Raw genomic sequence first — 14,586 nt, 5'->3', positions numbered from 1 at the left:
CCTCACTCGAAGTGGTCTACGGGGTTCGCATACCCGGTCGTCCAGATCCGGGCGGAGTCGGCGTCACTGCCGGGCTTGCGCTCCAGGCCGCGCTCTCTGCCGCTGCTGCGCAGATCGATGCAGACCGGATAGGTGCGGCCCTGGTTCACCCGCAGCCAGGTGAAGCGGCCATACACGCGGTCGGCGAGGTAGAGCTTGCCGTAGAGCAGTCCCCCCTTCGGGAGGCCCTTCCATTCTCCCCCCAACCGCAAGGTGGCGTTCCCCTCGCGCACGGTGATGACATGGGGCTCGCCCTTGATGACGTCGAAGACGAAGACCTGGGCATCCCCCCGCTCGATGCCCAACTCCTTCATCGCCTCCAAGGCGCCCGGCGGGCAGTCTTCCGGCGGCGGAGCAGGACGAACCTGGGGACCGGAGCAGGCGAGGTTGAGACAGGCGCCCGCCACGCCCATGGCCTTCATCCCCACCTTCTTCAACGCGCTGGCAGACGGCTTCGACTCCTTCATCACGGGTGCATCCTCTTTCGTCAGCGCCGCGAGAGGCGCGGCGGCCACACCGGTTGCCTCCACCATGGGCGGAGCTGTGGCAGGAACAACTTCCGGTAGCGCTTCCACGGGCGCTACTTCACGGTGAGGTGAGGGGAGCGTCACTGCGTCGGACAGCGGCGCGGGCTCTTTTGCATCGGATGAAGCCTCGCGCTCCAGCAGCCGCATCCCCCAGGCGGCCATGCCCACTCCCACCACGAGCAGCACGGGAACCACCAGCACCGGCGAGCGCAGCCGCTGTCGCGCTGGAGGCTCCCCTGCTGGCGGCTCCTGCCCCGCCTCCACCACGTCTCCCCGGGCCGGGAGCTGGACGAAGGGCAAGGCGGGGGCGATGACCAACCTAGCCGCAGGTGGCGTGGCGGAGTACGTGGGCCACTCCGGCCGGCGGATGCGCCGTCGGGGGGTAGCGCTGGGCTCCAGCTCGGTCCCCTGCCCCTCGTCGTCCCACTCGAAGAGGCTGGCCTCCCACGCTGCGGTCTGGCCGAAGCTCACCGCCGCCATGAGCGCCGCGTGCAGCTCGGCCCCCGTCGGGTAGCGCTCCTGCGGCTTCTTCGCCAGCAGCCGCATGATGACGTCGCTGAGCGCCTGGGGCGTGCGCCGGTTGAAGTCCGCTGGCGCCGGTGGCGTCTGGGCCTCGATGGCCAGGTACAGCATGTCGGGCGGCAGGTGCGGCGGGAACGGGTAGTGCCCTGTCACCACCCGGTACAGGCTGACGCCCAGTGCGTACAGGTCATCGGTGGGCTGGTGCTCGTACCGCGCTCCCGGACGTCCGTGGTGCTCCCGGTGGAAGCGCACCGACTCGGGGCTGCGCAGGAGCAACGTGCCCGGGGGCACCGTCTGCTCAGTGATGGTGGCCGCGCCCGCGTAGTCTCCGATGCCGAAGTCGATGACCACCGGCTCGCCATCCGGTTCCCGGATGAGAATGTGCGCGGGCTTGAGGTCGCGGTGCAGCACTCCCGCCCGGTGGAGCGCATCGAAGGCCAGGGCCACCTTGCCGGCGGCCTGCGCCAGCTCGCGGAAGCTCGGATTCACCTCCTCGGCCCAGGTGTCCAGCGGCCAGCCGGATACCCAATCCATGACGAAGTAGAGGTAGCCGGTCTGCGGGTGGGGCCACCGGCCACAGGCGTGGAAGCGCACGACGTTGCGGTGCACGGCCTTGACCATGAGCAGCGTGACTTCCCGCTCGGCCCGCTCATCTCCGGGGCGCAGCGCCAGCTTCAGCGCGTAGAATTCCCCGGGCCGGGCCATGTCCTCCACGCGGTACACGGCGCCGAAGCCCCCCACCCCCAGCCGCTCCACCACCCGCCAGGTGCCCACCTCCGTGCCGGGCCCCAGCGCCTCCGGGTACACCTGAAAGTTCTCCGCGTGCATGACCATGGGGGCAGCCCACCTCGGACCCAACCTAGCAGGTTCCTGATGGCTGCTGGGAGGTTCGCTACCTGCCTGGTCAGGCTGTTGCTGGCTTCAGGCGGTGGCACGAACCCCTACTTCCCGGAGCAACGCTCCACCGGCTCCAGCGTCTCCATGATGGCACCGGCCAGCGCCCAGCGCCTGGAACTGGCCGGTGGTCACACCACGGCTTGGCGCCAGGTGCGAGACAGGTGCTCCTGCCCTTCCTGAGCGAAGCGGCGCACCAGTTCGTCCCGGCCGCGCTTCCCGTGCTCCAGCAGGTACGCCAGCTCCGCGGGCATCAGCACCTTGACGGTGACCAGCCGCACCTCTCCGGCCGGCATGGTGAAGCGGCCTGGAAGCGTGCTCGACGCCATGCCCAGCAGCACCCCCACCCTGCCCTCATTCGTCAGCAACGGCTCGGGTATGCCCTGGCCAGTGACCTCCATGGAAAGGAAGCCCGCTTTCACCTTCTCGCGCACGCTCTCGTGTTCCGCGAGTTCGTTCCCCACCCGCTCCAGGAGCAGCAGGGGCCAGCTCTTCTCGACGTCTCCGAGGGGCTCGTCCGTCTCCAGGGCCAGTTCCAGGCCGAAGCCCACGGACGGCTCCGCGCGGTCCACGAAGAAGTCTGACAGCCCGTCCGTCACCAGCAGAGTCCGCCCCTCGGGGCGGTGGATGACACGCCAGACCTGGCGCCGGGCTGGCCAGTTGCCACCAACGACGATGGGGATGATGACCTCGTCGTCCAGCTTCCCCAGGGTGCGCCAGAAGGCTTCGCGGGCCACGTCCGTCTCATCCCGAAGCGCCAGGAGCTTCCGGTTGCGGTCGCGCTCCTCCGGACTGATGGCGCTCGGGCCTGTGACCTCCTCGAACTTCATGCCCGTGACACCCGCGTGCTCCAGTGCCTCTTTGATGTCCTCGGACACGATGAGCGCGATGCTCCACCCCCAGGTCCGGAACACCTTGGCGCCGCCCACCTTCGTCGGGTCGATTCGCATGCCGGACACCGCCCGGTACTTGCCGACCTTCTCCGGGCGCCCATCCTCCGGCTTCCAGTAGCGCACCTCCTCCGAGGCGCTGTCGTCGATGCACCGGACGGTACGGGTCACGTTGACGAGAAAGTACGGCTCCGACTCCGAGGCGACCTTCACAGGGAAGAGCTGAACGTCATCAGGAGCCAGGTTGGCGAGCACCGAGGCCACCCTCGCGTGAACAACAGGTGTGACGCCAACACCGGCCATGGAGAAATCCAGCGGCTTGCCTGGCCGGTCGAGCGGAATCGTCAGGCGCCCCTCAACGTGGACGGGCTCCCCCTTCCTGAACATCCATGGATTGGCCACTTCCCCCCCTGTCTCGTCGGTGGGGTCGCCCAGTGCCCAGCGCCCCGGGGAGTAAACGTCATCGAACAGCTCGAAGTACCGCATCGGCATGAAGGACTCCCCCCCGTCTCAGGTCCGAGTCACCAGCCTGTTGAGCTTGGAGCCTGGGGCAGAGATTTCCTCGGCAAGCTCCCTCAAGGCACTGGTGAGCGACTCACGACACTGTTTCATGCTGCTACAGTCTTCCATCGCCTCATTCAGCCGCTTGAACACATCGCGATGGTACTCCACGGGGTGAGGCCCTTTATGGCCCGGCACGCGGACCTTGTTGGCCGCGTCATTGAGTGACATGCCCGCCCGGTCGAAGAGCTTCTGGAAGATGGGTGACCACGGGCCACCGTTGTTGAAGGAGTCCCACCACTTGTTCGTGGCGATGTGGTGCTCGTGGGCAGCGCTCGCCACCGGCTCGGACGCCACGGCACTCGTGCCGCGTGCCGTCTCCGCGACAGCCTCCGGGTCCAGTGCAATGGTGATGACGCCTCCCGGGGCCACAGCCACCGAGGTGACCTGTCCCGCCGCCGCCAGCCGGAAGCCGCCCTGCCCCGCCCCCACCAGCGAGGCTTGCGCTGAGCCGGGGAGCGTGGGAACCCTCGTCGCAAACGTCTGCGCCGTGCTGCCCAGCGCCGCCATCGCGAGCATGATGAACGCCCGCGCCGCGTTCTGCCCCATCACCTTCCCGTACTTCTCTCCCGCGTCCTGTATCTCATCGAAGGTGGTCGCCGCCTCCACCTCCTTCGCCAGCACCCTCCAGCCCTTCACCAGGCTCCACACCGTGTCCCAGCCCAGGTAGCCAATCAGCACGACGGTCAGGGTCGCGGCGATGCCCTTTGAAAGCACCGGGTCGGGCACCAGCCACAAGCCGAAGTAGATAGCTCCCGTTGTGGCGAGCATCGTCACCATCGCCTCCCTGTCCGTCAGCTCGCCCAGGGCCTCGGCCGTTTCGTCCCAGACCGCATCCAGGGCCAGACGGAAGGCCAGGGTGCGCTTGCCCTCCTCGTCCAGGGTGACGTCCTCGTCCAGCAGACGCAGGCAGTCCCGGGGCTTCTTCTGGCGCTGGCACCAGCGTCCGTAGGCGCTCGCCAGCTCTGTTTCCGCGTCCGGTTCCTCGGTCACGAGAAGCCGGCCCCGCTGCGGATCTTCGACGGAGACCAGTCCCAGGCGCCCGCGCACAGGAGACGAAGCGTGGGGAGGGCCCAGGTTGAACAGCCTCAACGCCGCTTCCCTTGGCCGAGAGGACAGAGGCGCGGTGCGCGCCAGCTTCTGGACCGCCTCCGCGAACTCGTCCTCGTCCAACTCGACGGGCTCCGCGTCCGCGCGCGGCGTGTAGATGATGGGCTGGCCCTCGCCCGTGTCCAGGCGCACCACCCGCGAGGTGGCGCAACCCGTGCCCACCAGGACCAGCAGCACCACTGCTCCCCAGCGCAACATCATGCTCGTCTCCGCGTCATCGCTCCCCATCTTGAGGGTCGAAGTCCATGGAATTCCAGAGCAGATTGACTGCGCCCGGGAGCCTGAAGAAAAGGCGCTCCATGCAGCGGCATAAGCACCTGGCGGGAGACTTCCGCTGACGTCCAGTCCCGTTCCGGGGCCGGACGCCTTCCTCCAACCCCAACCCGCAACACGGCGTACCGCGAGTCACATGGGCCGCGGAGCACCCGCTCCACGTCCCTCATGCCCGAGGTGCGCCCTCACCACGAGGAGGAGCACCATGTCTCACGACATCCACCAGATGGCCTACGTCGGCGAGGAGCCCTGGCATGGCCTGGGCACGCAGTTGCCCACCGCCAGCACCTACGAGGAGGTGGTCCAGGCGGCCGGCTTCTACACCGCCGTCGAGCGCCCCCTCTACTCGCCACCGATGGAGGAGCCCATCCCGGACCGCAAGGGCCTCTTCCGGGGCGACACGGGCGAGTACCTGGCCACGGTCCACAAGGGCTACGAGGTGGTCCAGTTCGAGGAGGTGGCCCGCACGCTGGTGGAGGCGGCCGGCGGCGTGGGCGCCATCTTCCACACGGCGGGCACGCTGGGCCGCAACGGAGTGCGCGGGTGGCTGCTGGGCGAGCTGCCCGAGCCGCTGCGCGTTCGGGGCGACAAGAGCCCCATCCGCCGCTACGTGCTGGGCTACACCGGCCACGACGGCACCACGGCGATTACCCTCAAGAACGTGGCCACCCGCGTGGTCTGCCAGAACACCATCGGCGTCGCCCTCAACGAGCAGGACGGGGCCGAGTGGCACATCCCGCACTTCGACAACGCGAAGCAGCGGCTGGAGGAAGCTGGCCGGGCGTTCCGGGAGCTGCTGGACAGCTATGCCCGCTTCGGGGACCTGGCCAACCGGCTGGCGGTGACGCCCTTCTCGGAGGAGCAGCTCCGCCGCGTGCTGGACGCGGTGCTGCCCATGCCCGAGGACGAGGGCAACCACCCGCGCATCATCCACGCGCGGGAGAAGGTGGTGGAGCTGTACCACGCGGGCGTCGGCATCGAGGGCGACATGCAGGGCTCTGCCTGGGCGGCCCTCCAGGCGGTGGCGGAGTACGCAGACCACCACCGGCAGACGCGGGCCGTGCAGGGCAGGCGCATGGACGCCATGCGCCTGGAGTCCATCTGGATGGGCAAGGCCGCTGGCATGAAGCGGCAGGCCCTCACCGCCATCCTGGGCGAGTCCCAGCTCCGGCTCGTGGCGTAAGGCCCGAGGCGGGAAGCTCGAAGCAGAGGTGCACCATGGACTGGCTCAAGAAGGCGCTGACCTCGCGCCTGGTCCGGGAGGTGGCCGCCGCCATGCTCGCGGTGGTGGCTGACTTCCTGGGACGGCGCAGGGAAGCGCGGTGACGTAGGAGGGTGGGGCCGTGCTTCAACGGCGGCCCCACCCTTCTTCTTACCGCTCAAGCACCGGGCGGACAGGGGCCACACCCTGGTTGAAGATGGAGGTGGCTGGCAGTCGCCCTGCGGACGGCAGAAGTCCCTGGGCACCTTCCCCGGTCCATCCCCAAAGAGCAGAAGTGCCGGAGTCGCCCCGACCCCTCGTGCGCGAGAAGCGAGAGGGCGAACACAGGGGGTGGGGTGCGGTCATCAGGACCTGATGGGGGCAGGCCGGCTCCAGGTAGACCCCGAAAATTTTCCGAGCCCCGCCCCCGTCCCCCGGGCAGACCGGAGACGACCGGGGGCCTTCCAGGTGGACCCAAGGCAAGGGAACCCCAGTCCCCCTGGGAGGTGGGGGCCTGCCACGTTTGGATAGCCCTACTGATTAGCGAGGTGACGGGAACGGTCTGAGCCCGGGAGGGCGTGACAGAACGAACCCGAGGCCTCACCTCACCAGCCGCAGCTTCACGCGCAACTCCCGGGCTTCGGCCTGCGCCTCGGGCTTGGACGCGGCTACCTGGACCCGAATCTGGCTGAGCAGAGCGAGCTGGCGGGACATGGAGCTTTCGAGCAACCGACGGTGCCTCTCCAACTTGCGCAGGTCCTTGTCATCCAGCAGCAGCACCTCGGCGGCGAGTCGTTCGCGCACGGGGTCCAGGGCGGCCTCTTCCTGAGCGAGCTTCGCGGTAAGGGCGCCTCGCGCCAGCTTCGCCATATCGCCCAGGTGCTCGTAGGCGGTCTGCTCCAGGCGTCCGTCCTGCCGAGTGTCGCGGGCCTCTTCAACCGCGAGGCTCAGCGGGTGGATGACAGCTTCCGGCAGCCCCGGCACCTCGCGCAGGAGGGTCAGGGTGCCCTCCAGGCCGCGCAGGAGGGCCTCGGTCAGCTCCGGTTCCTTCGGGGCCGTGCGGCGGGCGTCCAGGGCGGCCACGAGGCCGGACAGCGCCTCCAGGGCCCGGCGCGTGCTGGTGACGAGCCCGAAGGCATCAGTCTTCTCCAATTCCTCCTCCAGTCGGGCGAGTAATCGCCCGTTCTCCAGCTTGGTAAGGCGCTCCATCTTCCAGCTCAAGTCCCCGAGCTGGGCGACGATGACGGCCTCGGGCAGTGTGGTGGGCGCGAAGGTGATGAAGTGCCGGTCGAGGTGGTGCTCGTATGCCTGAGCGTCCTCACCGGGCAGCAACAGGTTATTGGCACTCAACCCATGGCGGAGGGAATTGAGCGAGGAGGCGGACTTTCCCTCGGCAGTCTTCGGGCCCTTCGAGCAGGCACCGTTGATTGCGGCTTGCGCGGCCTGGAGGGCGGAGCGGACGGGAGCGTTCATGTCAGGATTGTCCGGCGGGGTCTCGCCTCGTGGGAAGAGGGAAGATGGCTCCCACTGAGTGGCTCTCCGGCTGCCCATGAAACACCCGAACGAGGCCCCAGGAACTCCTGGTGTCTTGTAAGTTCTGGGTCTCTTCTCGAACGAGGCCAGGGGTGGTTCTTCAAGGGCTCTGTCCCGAAGGACTCCTGGTATCTTGTAGTTCTTGGCCTCCTTCTCCAGCGCCGAGAGAAGGGACCTTTGAGTCCTTCCCTCTTCTTCCATTCTCTTTATATTATGTAATTACAATATAGTAGGAGAATAGAGAGAGAAGCAGACGAGGACTTTGAATCCAGTCCTCGTCTGAAAGAAAGGGCCGAGAAGTTACGAGATATCAAGGGCTCTCGAATCCTTCGTCCTCGACTTCCACCCCTCCCTCGGAGGAATGAAGAGGGCACCCGAATTACAAGATGTCAGGTGCTTCCCTGAGAGGGGCTCTCGATTCTTGCTGAGCGCTCGACAGAAGAAGAGAGCCCCCACGATTACAGCATGTAAAGGGCTGGTCCTAGTTGAAGCGAGCGGGCTTGTTGCTGCGTACCGGCTTCCCGTCCCTCAGTTCAAGCCCGAGTCTCCTGGCCGCGTCCTCCTCGGTGTACGAGCCGGTATCTGGAGCCCACTTGAGCTTGTAGGTGGTTGCTTTGTGGCCCGCCGAGTAGTTCTGGTAGGGCTCTGGCTCGAAGACATGAGTCCGCAACAGCTCCGTGAGAACCCGGGCGTGCGTGGAGGCTCCCGGAATCGCATCTGGGTTGGTTCTTGATCCGCGCAACCAGGTCGATCTCCAGCGGGCTAGCCAGCCTTGGGCCTGCGTGTCCTTTCGCATGTAGGCCGCCAGCCGCTGCAAACACCGAAAGAGATAATAAGCAGCCCTGGGGCCGTGCGTTTGACTCACCAACCGGACCCACTCCAGGCTGTTGCGCCCCAGCGAAACAAAGGATTTTTCAGGGTGTTCGTTGAGCAGGTTGTCCCTGAAGCGGGCAAGTAGACCCTCCAATCCTCGGAGGGTATTGCCATCCCCAACGCCACTGGCTTGAGCCCATGCCCTGATGAAGTCGGGATAGTCGGACAGCCCATCTTCGGGGCGCCACTCAACGGCCTTTCGTAGCCTTTCGCTCCGAAGCAGCACCCCGGCCGTGCGGTAGAACGGCTTGCCCCTCGGCGAGGGGGCGCCCCAGATGACCAGGGTGTCCTCCTCATTGATGGCGGGCGGATGGGCCGTCTCGGCGATCTCCACCAGCGTCTGCCGAAGTTTGAAGAGCGGATGCCGTTCGTGGATGCCGAGCGGCTGTGCCCACAACCAGTTCCATTCCTCGTCACTCACCAAGCGGGTGTCCCCGTAGCGATGAATCAGCGCCTCCTGCCAGTACGCGGAAGGGGCGTAGCCGCAGGCCACCACCAGTTCCTGCACCTTCCCCACGTTCGTGAGCCATCGGTCCACGAGGTCCAGGTACGGGCATGCGTCAAGCACGCTCCCTTTGGGCAGCGGAAGCCGGGGCGGCAGAGGACGCGCATGATAGGGAATCTTCCTCCGTCTGCCGCCGCTGGGCACACCGCCCGTCTGTGTGTCGCTCATGGCCCCGCTCCTTTTGGGCATCGCAACAGGGCTGACGCTACTGCCCGTGCGCTCCTCAATGAATCAACCCGGCGGGCGGCAGGCGCATCATCCCGGTAGCGACCCGCCAACCCGTGCTTGCCCCTCTGGGGCCCGTCCTGCCGGATACGTCCTCGGTGATGGGGGTGGCCAGCCGTCTTACTGTTTCCCTGTTGAGGAGACGAGTGATGGCGAAGCGCGTGGGTGAATCAAGCACGGGCCTCCTGCCACCCGCAGGGAACGCCGAAGTGCCGGAAGACGGACCGAGGCCGATAAGCGAGGGGCCCCGTCGCCTTCCTGCCGTTCCCAGGGGAGTCGCCTGCGCGCCACCGCCTCCACCACCGCCAGATTATCTCCGTCTCCCCCTTCCCATGATGCTGGGCCGTCCCGAGGGCTGGGTGTGTCGGCGATGCGTCGAGTGGTGGGAGTGGCATCCATATCGCCCTCCGACCGAGCAGGAACTGGACGCCCCCTGCGTGGAGTGCAGGAAGCCACTTGATGCCGAAGAGCGCGCGGTGGAGGTGAACCGCCTCCTGCTGGCGCGGCTCAGCTCGGGCTCGAACTTCCTGGCCCTGCCGGTCCCCTCAGTCCGCCAGCCGGAAACGACCCCTCGCTCGACCACCCCGAACCCAGAGTTCGCCTGCACCGTGAAGGAGGCCGGCGCCATGCTGGGCTGCGGGACCACGAAGGTGTACGAGCTGCTGAATGAGGGCCGACTTCAAGCCGCTGAGAAGTTCGGCAGGAGGCGCATGGTGCTCAAGTCCTCCGTGGAGGCGCTGTTGCAAGCCGGAGGTATCTCAGCCCGAGCTGCACAGCCGACGAAGTCTGTCCCCGCCAGGTCCCGCATCAAGGATGCGAGTTCACTGGCGGCTGCCATCGCGAAGCTGCCGGTCGAGTAGCAGCACGGGGTCCTCCGCGTGCTCCAGGCGGATGGGGAGCTGGATCATCGGGGGGACCTTCACGCCCTCGTAGAACTTCTTCGTCGTCACCGCGGACTGGTGCCCGATGGTGGCCGCGATGCGCGAGAGCGGCACGCCGCCATCCAGCGGCTTCACCTCCACCCCGCACTCCGCCGCCCAGGTGACGAAGCTGTGGCGCAGCTCCCCCATGCGCAGCGGCTCCAGGCCGATGGACTTCGCCGCCCGCTTCACCACCTGCCGGATCCACCAGTCCGCCGGAGCCGAGCCCCGGGCCTGGAGGCGCAAGGCGGCGCCCAGGGCCTGCGCATCCACGGACTGCACGTGGACCCGGCCCGACTTGTGGACGAACGTGATGGTGCCCGCGATGGCGCCCTGCTCTTGCAGCACCTTCACCTTGCCCTCGCCGCGAGCCAGGCGGTCAATCTCGGTGCCGTGCATGCCGCACTTGGCGTGGAGCATCAGCACGTCCCGCACCGGCTGCACGTCCGTCACACGGCCCGTCCCCTTCCAACCGTACTTTTTGGACTCCCACCCCTGGATGGCGGCGTAGAGGCGCTCCACGTCCCGCATGGAGTACCCCTTGTCCCGCATGGCCTTCTCCGGACGGGCCGGCGGCACCTTCAGCGCGAGCGTGGGGTCCTCGGCCGTGGTGAGCACCGCCTCCTCCTCGCGCAGCCAGGAGAAGAACGACTTGATGGCCGCGATGCGGTGGCGCTTGGCGACGATCTCCTTCTTCGCGTCGTCGTACCAGCCGTTCAACACCTGCTTGAGGTCCTGGAGCCGGAGCGTCCGCAGGTCCTTCTCGAAAAGCGCCTCCGCCCACTGCGCCAGGTAGTTCCGGACGTTCTTCCGGTGGCGCTCCGTGCGGCCCTGGCGCTTGAGGTGTTCGAGGAACCGCCCCACCCGCTCGGGGTCCATGTAGACCGGCGAGGTGGCGGCCTCCCGCTCGGGGGCCGTCCCTGCCGCCTGGGCCCTGGCGATGTAGGCGTCCGGGTCTCTCTTGAACAGCGCCAGCTCCCCCAGCGCGTCGTTCTCGTTGCCCGCCGCCAACCGTGTGGTATAGAGCCGCCCGTGGACCTGCTTTTCGAGGACCCACACGGTGCCGCCCTGCTTGTTCACGTAGGTCCGGCCACCGGCCCACTTTCCCGTCCACCGGGGCATGTCAGTTCTCCAGTCCGTACGAAGTCCGTACAAGTTGCACAACCACTGGAGAGGCAGTATTGAGGGAGTAGAAGTTCCGCAGTAAAAGCCGTAGGTTAGAACTTACGGCCAGGTAGCTCACCTGGTTAGAGCGGCGGTCTCATAATCCGCAGGTAGTCAGTTCAAGTCTGACCCTGGCCATCAAGCAGCCCCGGAGTCACTTTCCCAAGTGATTCCGGGGCTTTGTTCGTTCCGCTCCGCCCGGATGAGGCAATCCACTCGAAGGCCCGGACCGCGGCCGTCCGCTGGGGCGGGTGGAGCCATGAGACCCAGCAGGAAGGTGGCGCTGGGACCGGGTGTCTTCGCGGGGCTGGCGTGTTCACACCTCGCGTGGGCGCATCCGGGACGGACCAACAGCGCTGGCTGCCACAACGAACGGGCCACGGGTGGCTATCACTGCCGCGGCGGTGGCCTGCCCGAGGGCGGAACGTCCACGTCCGAAAACGGCCAGACATCGAGGGCCCACCATGGGACGTTTCCCCCATGGACGGCCTGGATCCCACCGCCTGCTACCGCGCGCTGACGACGCGGGACTCCCGCTTCGACGGGCGGTTCTTCACCGCCGTGAAGACGACGCGCATCTACTGCCGCCCCATCTGCCCGGCCCGCGCGCCCCGCTTCGAGAACTGCACGTTCTACCCCACCGCCGCCGCGGCCCAGGAAGCAGGCTTCCGGCCGTGCCTGCGCTGCCGCCCCGAGACGTCTCCCTCCCTGGCCCCCTGGCGCGGGACCTCCGCCACCGTCTCGCGCGCAATGGCCCTCATCGCGGACGGCCTGCTCGACGCCGAGGACGCCAGCGTGGAGGTCCTCGCGGGACGGCTCGGCGTCGGGGACCGGCAGCTGCGGCGGCTGTTCCAGCAACACCTGGGGGCCTCCCCGCTCGCCGTGGCCCAGACGCGCCGCGTGCTCTTCGCCCGCCAGCTCATCCACGAGACCTCCCTGTCCATGGCCGAGGTCGCCCTCGCATCCGGCTTCGGCAGCGTGCGGCGCTTCAACGCCGTCTTCCGGTCGCTCTACGGCCGGCCCCCAGGCGTCCTCCGCCGCACCCGCGCGGCGCCCGCGACCTCCGCCGTCCCCGAGGTGACGCTCCTCATCCCCTACCGGCCCCCCTATGACTGGGACGCGATGGTGGCCTGGCTGTCGGCCCGCACGCTCACCGGCATGGAGCACGTCGAGCCCACGCGCTACCTGCGCACCTTCACGAACGCCTGGGGCCAGGGCGCCGTGGAGGTGTCGCCGGCTCCGGGGCTCGACGCCCTGCACGCCACCCTGCGCGTCAGCGACGTGCGGATGCTGCCCTCCGTCGTCGCCCAGGTCCGGCGCGTCTTCGACGTGGGCGCGGACGTGGAGGCCATTCGCGCGCACCTGTCGTCGGATGCCCTGCTCGCGCCCCTGCTCGCCGCGCGCCCCGGCCTTCGCGCCCCGGGAGGCTGGGACGGCTTCGAGCTGGCGGTCCGCGCAATCCTAGGCCAGCAGGTGACAACCGCCGCCGCGCGGCAGCTGGGCCAGCGGCTCCTCGCCTCGCACGGCGAAGCCCTGGACCCGGCGCTCACCGGCGATGCCCGGCTCCTGCGCGCCTTCCCCCGCCCCGAAGTCCTCGCCTCCGCGGACCTCACCGGCCTGGGCATGCCGGCCGCTCGGGCCCGGGCGCTCTCCCAGCTCGCCGCGGCGGCCGTGGCGGAGCCCACGCTGTTCCAGCCCGGCCCATCGCTCGCGGACACCGTCGCCCGCTTCACGCGCCTGCCCGGCATCGGCGAGTGGACCGCCCAGTACATCGCCCTCCGCGCCGTCCGGGAGACGGATGCCTTCCCCGCCTCCGACGTCGCCCTGCTTCGCGCCGCGACGGAAGCCGGCGGCCCACGCCCCACGCCCGAAGCGCTCCTGCGGCGCGCCGAAGCCTGGAGCCCGTGGCGCGCGTATGCCGCCCAGCACCTCTGGACCTCGGCGGCCCTCACCCCTTCCCGCCGGAACGCCCATGCCTGACCGTCTGCGCTTCTTCATCGATTCCACGCCCACTCCCGCTGGCGTGGCGCTCCTCGTCTGTGATGAGCAAGGCCGCCTGCGCGCGCTGGACTGGGAGGGCTACGAAGCCCGCATGCATCGGCTCCTGCGCCTGCACTATGGAGAGAACGGCTGCGTCCTGGAGCCCGCGCGCGACCCCGCCGGCCGCACGTCCGCGCTCCAGGCCTATCTGCGCGGAGACCTGGGCGCCATCGCCGCCCTTCCCGTGGAGACCGGCGGCACGCCCTTCCAGCGAGAGGTCTGGCACGCCCTCCGCGAGATCCCCGCCGGCACGACGACCACCTACGGCCGGCTCGCCGAACGCATCGGGCGCCCCAAGGCCATCCGCGCCGTGGGCCTGGCCAACGGCGCCAACCCCATCAGCATCGTCGTGCCCTGCCACCGCGTCGTGGGTGCCAATGCCTCGCTCACCGGCTATGCCGGAGGCCTGGAACGCAAACGCTGGCTGCTCGACCATGAGCAGACCCACGCCTGACTCCCTCCCACCCGACACCGGAGCTCCCTCGCATGACCTCCCGTCCAGACACCGCCCCCACCTTCCGCGCGCTGCACCAGGGCCCGGACCTGCTCGTGCTTCCGAATGCCTGGGACGCCGGCAGCGCCCGCCTCTTCGAGAGCCTCGGCGCGAAGGCCATCGCCACCACCAGCGCTGGCGTCGCCTGGGCCCTGGGCTTTCCGGATGGCAACGCGCTGCCCGTGGACGCGCTCGTCCACACCGTGCGCGCCATCGCCCGCGCCATCCAGGTCCCCCTCACCGTGGACGCGGAGGCGGGCTACTCCGACGACCCGGCCACCGTCGCGGAGAACGTGGCCCGCCTCCTGGCCGAGGGCGCCGTGGGCTGCAACCTGGAGGATGGCGGCGGCCCTCCGGAGCTGCTCGCCGCGAAGATTGAACGCGTGAAGCAGGCCGGCGCGCGCCTGGGCGTGGACGTCTTCGTCAACGCGCGCACGGACGTCTACCTGCGCAAGCTCGTTCCCCCCGAGCGCCGCGTCGAGGAGACCCTGGCCCGCGCCGCCCGCTACCAGCAGGCCGGCGCGGACGGCCTCTTCGCCGCGGGCATCACGGATGCGGCCGAGCTCCAGGCCATCACCCGAGGCACCTCGCTGCCCGTGAACGTGCTCGCGCGACAGGACCTCCCTGCTCCGACGGAGCTCCAGCGGCTGGGCGTGCGTCGGCTCAGCGCCGGCTCCGCCATCGCGGAGTCCCTCTGGGGCCGGGCCGGAGCGCTCGCCTCCACCTTCCTCCGCGAGGGGCACTCCGCGGGCCTGTTCGAAGCCGCCGCCAGCTATCCGTCCCTCAACGGGCTGATGACCCGGAAGTAGGAACCGC

12 protein-coding genes and 1 tRNA gene are annotated in these 14,586 nt (G+C 68.6%); 7 read left to right on the top strand and 6 right to left on the bottom strand.

What is annotated here, in order from left to right:
* Positions 1-2: 2 nt before the first annotated feature.
* From U8525_RS00575 to U8525_RS00565, 3 genes are all read right to left on the bottom strand, one after another.
* Positions 3-1,922 carry a serine/threonine protein kinase gene (locus U8525_RS00575; RefSeq protein WP_374259678.1) on the bottom strand — a complete coding sequence of 640 codons (1,920 nt, stop codon included), beginning with the start codon at positions 1,920-1,922 and terminating at the stop codon, positions 3-5.
* Between the two features lie 191 nt (positions 1,923-2,113).
* The gene (locus U8525_RS00570) at positions 2,114-3,175 is read right to left on the bottom strand and encodes an imm11 family protein (protein ID WP_374259675.1); all 1,062 of its coding nucleotides are present in this window, start codon (positions 3,173-3,175) and stop codon (positions 2,114-2,116) included.
* Positions 3,176-3,382: 207 nt separating this feature from the next.
* Complete coding sequence (locus U8525_RS00565) at positions 3,383-4,744, bottom strand: AHH domain-containing protein (RefSeq protein WP_374259673.1); 1,362 nt, start codon at positions 4,742-4,744, stop codon at positions 3,383-3,385.
* 277 nt (positions 4,745-5,021) lie between these two features.
* On the opposite strand from U8525_RS00565, the gene U8525_RS00560 reads away from it, so the two are divergent.
* On the top strand, positions 5,022-5,999 hold the full coding sequence (locus tag U8525_RS00560; RefSeq protein ID WP_374259670.1) for a DUF932 domain-containing protein: 978 nt from the start codon (positions 5,022-5,024) through the stop codon (positions 5,997-5,999).
* Positions 6,000-6,617: 618 nt separating this feature from the next.
* Here the strand turns inward: U8525_RS00560 and U8525_RS00555 are convergent.
* Positions 6,618-7,490, bottom strand: a complete 873-nt coding sequence (locus U8525_RS00555; RefSeq protein ID WP_374259668.1) for a hypothetical protein — start codon at positions 7,488-7,490, stop codon at positions 6,618-6,620.
* Positions 7,491-8,031: 541 nt separating this feature from the next.
* Positions 8,032-9,096 carry a hypothetical protein gene (locus U8525_RS00550; RefSeq protein WP_374259666.1) on the bottom strand — a complete coding sequence of 355 codons (1,065 nt, stop codon included), beginning with the start codon at positions 9,094-9,096 and terminating at the stop codon, positions 8,032-8,034.
* A 494-nt stretch (positions 9,097-9,590) separates the two neighbouring features.
* Here U8525_RS00550 and U8525_RS00545 point away from each other — a divergent pair, with 494 nt between their 5' ends.
* Positions 9,591-10,013: a helix-turn-helix domain-containing protein gene (locus U8525_RS00545; protein WP_374259664.1), complete on the top strand. Its 423-nt coding sequence runs from the start codon at positions 9,591-9,593 to the stop codon at positions 10,011-10,013.
* Here the strand turns inward: U8525_RS00545 and U8525_RS00540 are convergent.
* Positions 9,975-11,195 carry a site-specific integrase gene (locus U8525_RS00540; RefSeq protein WP_374259662.1) on the bottom strand — a complete coding sequence of 407 codons (1,221 nt, stop codon included), beginning with the start codon at positions 11,193-11,195 and terminating at the stop codon, positions 9,975-9,977. The genes U8525_RS00545 and U8525_RS00540 overlap by 39 nt on opposite strands.
* Before the next feature lie 106 nt (positions 11,196-11,301).
* Between U8525_RS00540 and U8525_RS00535 the strand changes: the two genes are divergently transcribed.
* The 5 genes from U8525_RS00535 to U8525_RS00515 all read left to right on the top strand — a co-directional run bounded on the left by U8525_RS00535 (position 11,302) and on the right by U8525_RS00515 (position 14,579).
* Positions 11,302-11,375, top strand: a tRNA-Ile gene (locus U8525_RS00535).
* A 64-nt stretch (positions 11,376-11,439) separates the two neighbouring features.
* Positions 11,440-11,757, top strand: coding sequence for a YHYH domain-containing protein (locus tag U8525_RS00530; RefSeq protein ID WP_374259660.1), 318 nt, complete (start codon positions 11,440-11,442; stop codon positions 11,755-11,757).
* Complete coding sequence (locus U8525_RS00525) at positions 11,718-13,217, top strand: AlkA N-terminal domain-containing protein (protein ID WP_374259658.1); 1,500 nt, start codon at positions 11,718-11,720, stop codon at positions 13,215-13,217. The genes U8525_RS00530 and U8525_RS00525 overlap by 40 nt, the downstream gene beginning before the upstream one ends.
* Positions 13,210-13,731: a methylated-DNA--[protein]-cysteine S-methyltransferase gene (gene ogt, locus U8525_RS00520; RefSeq protein WP_374259655.1), complete on the top strand. Its 522-nt coding sequence runs from the start codon at positions 13,210-13,212 to the stop codon at positions 13,729-13,731. The genes U8525_RS00525 and ogt overlap by 8 nt, the downstream gene beginning before the upstream one ends.
* Before the next feature lie 32 nt (positions 13,732-13,763).
* Positions 13,764-14,579 carry an isocitrate lyase/phosphoenolpyruvate mutase family protein gene (locus U8525_RS00515; RefSeq protein ID WP_374259653.1) on the top strand — a complete coding sequence of 272 codons (816 nt, stop codon included), beginning with the start codon at positions 13,764-13,766 and terminating at the stop codon, positions 14,577-14,579.
* The last annotated feature ends 7 nt before the right edge of the window (positions 14,580-14,586 follow it).

Origin of the sequence: Corallococcus sp. RDP092CA (genome assembly GCF_041903675.1) — a bacterium.
GTDB lineage: Bacteria > Myxococcota > Myxococcia > Myxococcales > Myxococcaceae > Corallococcus.
The sequence above is the reverse complement of the archived record's forward strand: the minus strand, read 5'-3'. Positions and strand labels throughout refer to the sequence as shown.

Bases quoted from the DNA above. Each gene is read 5' to 3' on its own strand.
- U8525_RS00575 (WP_374259678.1), bottom strand. From the start codon at position 1,922: ATGGTCATGCACGCGGAGAACTTTCAGGTGTACCCGGAGGCGCTGGGG.
- U8525_RS00570 (WP_374259675.1), bottom strand. From the start codon at position 3,175: ATGGCCGGTGTTGGCGTCACACCTGTTGTTCACGCGAGGGTGGCCTCG.
- U8525_RS00565 (WP_374259673.1), bottom strand. From the start codon at position 4,744: ATGATGTTGCGCTGGGGAGCAGTGGTGCTGCTGGTCCTGGTGGGCACG.
- U8525_RS00560 (WP_374259670.1), top strand. From the start codon at position 5,022: ATGTCTCACGACATCCACCAGATGGCCTACGTCGGCGAGGAGCCCTGG.
- U8525_RS00555 (WP_374259668.1), bottom strand. From the start codon at position 7,490: ATGAACGCTCCCGTCCGCTCCGCCCTCCAGGCCGCGCAAGCCGCAATC.
- U8525_RS00550 (WP_374259666.1), bottom strand. From the start codon at position 9,096: ATGAGCGACACACAGACGGGCGGTGTGCCCAGCGGCGGCAGACGGAGG.
- U8525_RS00540 (WP_374259662.1), bottom strand. From the start codon at position 11,195: ATGCCCCGGTGGACGGGAAAGTGGGCCGGTGGCCGGACCTACGTGAAC.
- U8525_RS00530 (WP_374259660.1), top strand. From the start codon at position 11,440: ATGAGGCAATCCACTCGAAGGCCCGGACCGCGGCCGTCCGCTGGGGCG.
- U8525_RS00525 (WP_374259658.1), top strand. From the start codon at position 11,718: ATGGACGGCCTGGATCCCACCGCCTGCTACCGCGCGCTGACGACGCGG.
- ogt (WP_374259655.1), top strand. From the start codon at position 13,210: ATGCCTGACCGTCTGCGCTTCTTCATCGATTCCACGCCCACTCCCGCT.
- U8525_RS00515 (WP_374259653.1), top strand. From the start codon at position 13,764: ATGACCTCCCGTCCAGACACCGCCCCCACCTTCCGCGCGCTGCACCAG.